The organism is Caulobacter sp. GW821-FHT10F06 (assembly GCF_058809215.1).
The window spans coordinates 158,173-164,252 of sequence record NZ_JBXASK010000011.1 but is presented as its reverse complement, the minus strand read 5'-3'; the positions used below and the strand labels follow the sequence as shown (position 1 = coordinate 164,252).

The window sequence follows — 6,080 nt, the reverse complement described above, 5'->3', positions numbered from 1 at the left end:
GTCTTGCCGTGGTCAACGTGACCAATCGTGCCGATGTTGCAGTGCGGCTTAGTGCGTTCGAACTTTTCCTTGGCCATTTTTCTCTACCTTAGGACCCCAGAGGGGCCTCAAATTAATGGGAAGATCTGGGGTGTAGTTAGGCGTACTTCTTGATCACTTCGTCGGCGACGTGTTGCGGCACCGGCTCGTAGTGATCGTAGACCATGCTGAACTGGGCGCGGCCTTGCGACATGCCCCGCAGGGTGTTCACGTAGCCGAACATGTTGGCCAGCGGGACGAAGGCGTTCACGACCGTCGCGTTGCCGCGCATGTCTTGACCCTGGATCATGCCGCGACGGCTGTTCAGATCGCCGATGACCGAACCCAGATACTCTTCCGGGGTCACGACCTCGACCTTCATGATCGGCTCGAGCAGCTTCGGAGCGCCCTTTTCGCGCAGCTCCTTGAAGGCGGCGCGCGAGGCGATTTCGAAGGCCAGGACCGACGAGTCGACGTCGTGGAACTTGCCGTCCGTCAGGGTCGCCTTGAAGTCGATCAGCGGGAAGCCGGCCAGCAGACCGTTGTCCTTGACGGACTCCAGGCCCTTCTGGACGCCCGGGATGTATTCCTTGGGCACCGCGCCGCCGACGATGGCGTTTTCGAAGATGAAGCCCGAACCGGCTTCGCCCGGCTCGAAGGTGATCATGACGCGGGCGAATTGGCCCGTACCACCGGTCTGCTTCTTGTGGGTGTAGTCGATGTCGACCTTCTTACCCAGGCTTTCGCGATAGGCCACCTGCGGCGCGCCGATGTTGGCTTCGACCTTGTAGGTCCGCTTCAGGATGTCGATCTTGATGTCCAGGTGCAGTTCGCCCATGCCCTTCAGGATCGTCTGGCCGCTTTCGAAGTCGGTCGAGACGGTGAAGGACGGATCTTCGGCGGCCAGCTTCTGCAGGGCGACGCCCAGCTTTTCCTGGTCGGCCTTCGACTTGGGTTCGACGGCGATTTCGATAACCGGAGCCGGGAATTCCATGCGCTCCAGGATGACCGGCGACTTCAGCGGATCGCAGAGGGTGTCACCCGTGCGGGTTTCCTTCAGGCCGGCCAGGGCGACGATGTCGCCGGCATAGGCTTCCTTGATGTCTTCGCGGTTGTTGGAGTGCATGAGCAGCATGCGGCCGACGCGCTCGCGCTTGTCGCGCGTGGCGTTCAGCAGGCCCATGCCGGTTTCCAGCTTGCCCGAATAGATGCGACAGAAGGTCAGCGAACCGACGAAGGGGTCGTCCATGATCTTGAACGCCAGAACCGACAGGGGCTCTTCGTCCGAAGCGTTGCGGACCACTTCTTCTTCGGTCTTGAAGTCGATGCCCTTGGTCGGCGGGATGTCCAAAGGCGACGGCAGGTAGTCGACGACGGCGTCCAGGAGCGTCTGCACGCCCTTGTTCTTGAAGGCCGAGCCGCAGAGGATCGGATAGAAGGCGCCGGTCAGAACGGCCTTGCGCAGGCACTTCTTGATGACCTCTTCCGAGGGCTCTTCGCCGCCCAGATAGGCTTCCATCGCGTCGTCGTCCATTTCGACGGCGTTCTCGACCAGATAGGCGCGGGCCTCCACGGCCTTGTCCATCAGGTCGGCGGGGATTTCTTCGTCACGGAAGTTCGCGCCCAGGGCGTCGTTGTCCCAGATGACGGCCTTCATGCGGACCAGGTCCACCAGGCCGGTCAGGTTCGACTCGGCGCCGATCGGAAATTGGATCGGAACGGCCTTCGCGCCCAGACGATCGCGGATTGACTCGACCGACTTGTCGAAGTCGGCGCCGATCTTGTCCATCTTGTTGACGAACACGATCCGCGGAACCTTGTACTTGTCGGCCTGGCGCCAGACGGTTTCCGTCTGCGGCTCGACACCGGCGTTGCCGTCCAGCACCGTCACGGCGCCGTCGAGAACGCGCAGCGAGCGCTCGACTTCGATGGTGAAGTCGACGTGCCCGGGGGTGTCGATGATGTTCAGGCGCTTGCCGTTCCAGAAGGCGGTCGTCGCGGCCGACGTGATGGTGATGCCGCGCTCTTGCTCCTGCTCCATCCAGTCCATGGTGGCCGCGCCATCGTGGACTTCGCCGATCTTGTGCGACTTACCCGTGTAATACAGGATCCGCTCGGTCGTCGTGGTCTTACCGGCGTCGATGTGCGCCATGATGCCGAAGTTACGGTAGTCTTCGATTTTATGCTGGCGGGCCATGATGGAGCTCTGCGTAGCGCTGCCGTGAGGCAGGGACATTTAAACGTGCGGCGCGGGCGGTTTATCGCAAACCGCCCGCGCCTGAAAGAGTGCTGGTAAGAAAGGTTACCAGCGGTAGTGCGAGAACGCCCGGTTGGCTTCAGCCATCTTGTGGGTGTCTTCGCGCTTCTTCACCGCGGTGCCGCGGTTGTTGGAAGCATCGAGCAGTTCACCGGCCAGCTTCTCGGTCATGGTGTTCTCGCCGCGCTTGCGCGCAGCGGTCACCAGCCAGCGGATGGCCAGGGCGCGACGACGGTCCGGACGGACTTCCACCGGCACCTGATAGGTGGCGCCGCCGACGCGACGCGACCGGACTTCGATCGCCGGGGCGACGTTGTCCAGGGCGGAGTGGAAGGTCTCAAGCGGACCTTGGTCCTTGCGCTTGTTTTCCAGGATGTCGAAAGCACCATAGATGATGTTTTCGGCGACGGCTTTTTTGCCCTCGTACATCACGTAGTTCATGAACTTCGTGACAATCAGATCTCCAAACTTGGGATCCGGCAGGACTTGGCGTTTCTCGGCGCGACGGCGGCGGGACATTCTTCTTTTCCTTACTTCGGACGCTTGGCGCCGTAGAGCGAACGACGCTGCTTACGATCCTTGACACCTTGGGTGTCGAGGACGCCGCGCAGGATGTGATAGCGGACGCCGGGCAAATCCTTGACGCGGCCGCCGCGGATGAGCACCACCGAGTGCTCCTGCAGGTTGTGGCCTTCGCCCGGGATGTAGCAAACGGCTTCGATGCCGGTGGTCAGACGGACCTTGGCGACCTTACGAAGCGCCGAGTTCGGCTTCTTCGGGGTCGTCGTGTAGACGCGGGTGCAAACGCCGCGACGTTGGGGGCAGCCCTTCAGGGCGGGCACCTTGTTCCGGACCGGCTTCGGAGAGCGCGGCTTACGGATGAGCTGGTTGACGGTAGGCATTAAGTCTCTGCTCTGATGGAAGCGTGTGCCTTTCGGCCGGGGCGCTTCAGGTCCTTGTCATTTTTCTTCCGGCTTTCAAGGCTCCGCTTGGAGACCCGATAAACACGAAACTCGCCGGGACGCGGAAAGCGTTCCGGCGGGCTAACCGTCGGTAGGCGACGGGCGTCTATCAGAACGGGCGCAAGACCCGCCTTGAAAAGAGCGCGGTATTTACTCGCGAAGTCGATCCGCGTCAACGACGGTGTTTGCGTCGGTTAACGGCGCCTTAAAGGCCACGCTTTCGCCACTTCCGGTCGAGAGGCTGGCGATGCGATCCCTCTTTTGTCGAGTTCCTGGTGACCCTGTCAACGGCGCGCCCGCGCCTTTCGAGACGAACCGCCGTCACCGCCGCGTCGCTGGCCGCACACGGCGTGGTGCTGGCCCTGCTGGCGCTGCCGCACATCGAGACCTTCCCGGATCGCTCCAATGACGAGGACGCCCTGACGGTCACGCTGGAGCGGCCCCGGCGGCCAATCGCCCAGGCCCCGGCTCCGTCCGCCGGATCGATCGCGGCCGCGCCGTCGACGATCCAGCCGCGCGCGCCGCGCCTGGTTCCGCCCTCGACCGTCGCGCCGCTGAGAATCGCCCCGTCGGCCTCGGCGGGGACCGCGCCGCACCCCGCGCCTCTCCCGGAAGGTCCCAAGGGCGACCTGAAGGCGGCCCTGCGCGGCAGCGGCGTCGGCTGCGCCAACGCACTGGCCGTGGGTCTGAACCGTCGCGAGATCGAGAAGTGCCATGAGCGCTGGGGCGAGGCGGCGCGGACCGCGCCGGTCTACGCCAACGCGCCGGTCAGCGTCGAAGCGGGCCGCGACTTCCGGCGCCAGGCGCTACAGCAGGAGGCCTATCGCGCTTACAAGACCGCGCCCATGGGCCCCGGCGTCGATCATCGCGACCATGGAGGACCTGGCCAGGCCAAGGCCATCCCCTTCGTCGGCGGACTGGAGCAGGACGGTCTGGGCCGCTCCAGGTCCGAGGTCGGCCAGGAGCTCTATCTGATCGGCAAGGCCCAGGAGGTCGAGGCCAAGCGCAAGAAGGCCAAGCGGGACTCCGAGCAGCGCTGACCCGGTCTAGGCAACCCGGCGCGCGCTCGCTGACGGCGCGCCGACCTGGAAGCGTCCGACCATGTCGGCCAGACCGTTGGCCTGCGAGACTAGCGTGCGGCTGGCGTCGGCCGAGCGGTTGACCATGGCCGCGTTCTGCTGCGTGCCCTGGTCCATCTGGTTGACGGCGGTGTTGACCTGGCTGAGGCCGGCCGCCTGTTCCTGGGCGCTGGCGGCGATCTCCGAGACGATGCCGTCGATGGACGCCACCTGGGCGGCGATCTTCTGCAGCGCCTCGCCCGTGCGGCCGACCAGCAGGACGCCGGCCTCGACCTGACGGGTGGAGTCGCCGATGTGGGTCTTGATCTCCTTGGCGGCCTCGGCCGAGCGCTGGGCCAGGGCCCGCACTTCCTGCGCCACGACTGCAAAGCCCCTGCCCGCCTCGCCCGCCCGCGCCGCCTCGACGCCGGCGTTCAGGGCCAGGAGGTTGGTCTGGAAGGCGATCTCGTCGATCACCCCGATGATCTGGGCCACCTGGGCGGCCGAGGTCTCGACGCCGTTGATCGCGTCGATGGTCTCGCTGACCACGCGGCGCGAGCGGTCGGCTTCGGCCTGGGCCTCGCGGACGGCCTCGCGGGCGCCGCGCGCGCCGTCGGCGGTGCGACGGACCGTGGCGGTGATCTCGTCGAGCGCCGCGGCGGTCTCTTCCAGGGAGGCGGCCTGCTGCTCGGTGCGGCGCGACAGGTCGCCGGCTTCGTGAGCGATGCCGCCGGCCCCGGCGTTGAGGCCGCCGACGGCGTCGATCACCGCGCCCATGGCCTCCTGCAGGCGGGCCACGGTCTGGTTGAAGTCGGCGCGCAGGCCTTCGTAGTCGGTCGCGAACGGCGTGTTGAGGCGCACGGTCAGGTCGCCGTCGGACAGACGGCCCAGGCCCTCGGCCAGGCTGGAGACGACTAGATCCTGGGCGGCGGCCTGGCGGGCGTCGCGGTCCTGGGCGGCCAGGCGCTCGGATTGCTCGCGGCCGTCGCGGGCCTGGGCCTCGGCCTGGATGTTCTGCTTCTCGCGCGCGTCGTCGCGGAAGGCGTGGACGGCGTCGGCCATCAGGCCGATGTCGTCGCGGCGACCGGCGAAGGGCAGGCTGACCGTCAGGTCGCCGGCCATCAGCTTGCTCATGGCGTCGCGCAGCGTCGACAGGGGCTTCAGCTGGCCGCGCGCCATCAGCACCGAAGCCGCGGCCCCGGCCGCGCCCAGCAGCAGGCACGCGGCCGCCAGGAAACCCAACTGCTTGTAGACCGGCTGGAAGTAGTCGGCCTGCGGCACGCCGACATAGAGGATGCCGATCACCTGGCCGCTGGCGTCCTTGATCGGGTCATAGGCCACGAAGAACGGCCGCCCCAGGATCTTGGCCTCGCCGCGATAGGGCTCGCCGCGTCCCAGCACCGCGTCATAGACCTTGCCCTTGGCCAGGGGCGTGCCGACCGCGCGGCTGCCGTCAGGCTTGGTGACATTGGTTGTGATGCGCGTGTCGCCCATGAACACGGTGGCCGTGCCGCCGACCAGGGCCTTGACCCGATCGACGCCGTCGAAGTCGCCGTTCAGGGCGTGGTCGCCGACCAGCAGCTTGTCGCCGTCGCGATGGAAGACCTGGCCGCGCTGGCCGATGACGTCCCACGCCACCCGCATGCTGGATTCCTGCTGGGCCTTGGCCTGCTGCTTGGCGAAGCCGAGCGAACCGCTGGCGACGATGGCCAGGACCGCGACGGTCAGGACCAGGAAGGCGGCGGCGATGGTCAGGCTGACCTTGGTGGAAATGTCCGAGCGCAT

Annotated in this window: 6 protein-coding genes; 1 reads left to right on the top strand and 5 read right to left on the bottom strand. The window is 66.2% G+C overall.

From position 1 onward, the window contains the following. From AC1RUS_RS21835 to rpsL, 4 genes are all read right to left on the bottom strand, one after another. The coding region (locus AC1RUS_RS21835; RefSeq protein ID WP_007443273.1) for a hypothetical protein at positions 1–77 on the bottom strand (77 nt) is incomplete at its 3' end. A 59-nt stretch (positions 78–136) separates the two neighbouring features. Beyond that, positions 137–2,215, bottom strand: a complete 2,079-nt coding sequence (gene fusA / locus AC1RUS_RS21830) for an elongation factor G (RefSeq protein ID WP_492918724.1) — start codon at positions 2,213–2,215, stop codon at positions 137–139. A gap of 105 nt (positions 2,216–2,320) precedes the next feature. Beyond that, entirely contained in the window at positions 2,321–2,794 is a 474-nt protein-coding gene (gene rpsG, locus AC1RUS_RS21825) for a 30S ribosomal protein S7 (RefSeq protein ID WP_007661568.1), read from the bottom strand. Positions 2,795–2,805: 11 nt separating this feature from the next. Then, the gene (gene rpsL / locus AC1RUS_RS21820) at positions 2,806–3,177 is read right to left on the bottom strand and encodes a 30S ribosomal protein S12 (RefSeq protein WP_058350131.1); all 372 of its coding nucleotides are present in this window, start codon (positions 3,175–3,177) and stop codon (positions 2,806–2,808) included. A 335-nt stretch (positions 3,178–3,512) separates the two neighbouring features. Here rpsL and AC1RUS_RS21815 point away from each other — a divergent pair, with 335 nt between their 5' ends. After that, positions 3,513–4,277, top strand: coding sequence for a hypothetical protein (locus AC1RUS_RS21815; protein WP_492918723.1), 765 nt, complete (start codon positions 3,513–3,515; stop codon positions 4,275–4,277). Between the two features lie 6 nt (positions 4,278–4,283). Here AC1RUS_RS21815 and AC1RUS_RS21810 read toward each other — a convergent pair whose 3' ends face one another. Beyond that, positions 4,284–6,080: a methyl-accepting chemotaxis protein gene (locus AC1RUS_RS21810; RefSeq protein WP_492918722.1), complete on the bottom strand. Its 1,797-nt coding sequence runs from the start codon at positions 6,078–6,080 to the stop codon at positions 4,284–4,286.

What these genes read in the sequence shown, in the direction of transcription:
- fusA (WP_492918724.1), bottom strand. Translation starts at nt 2,215, where the DNA reads ATGGCCCGCCAGCATAAAATCGAAGACTACCGTAACTTCGGCATCATG.
- rpsG (WP_007661568.1), bottom strand. Translation starts at nt 2,794, where the DNA reads ATGTCCCGCCGCCGTCGCGCCGAGAAACGCCAAGTCCTGCCGGATCCC.
- rpsL (WP_058350131.1), bottom strand. Translation starts at nt 3,177, where the DNA reads ATGCCTACCGTCAACCAGCTCATCCGTAAGCCGCGCTCTCCGAAGCCG.
- AC1RUS_RS21810 (WP_492918722.1), bottom strand. Translation starts at nt 6,080, where the DNA reads ATGCGCTCGGACATTTCCACCAAGGTCAGCCTGACCATCGCCGCCGCC.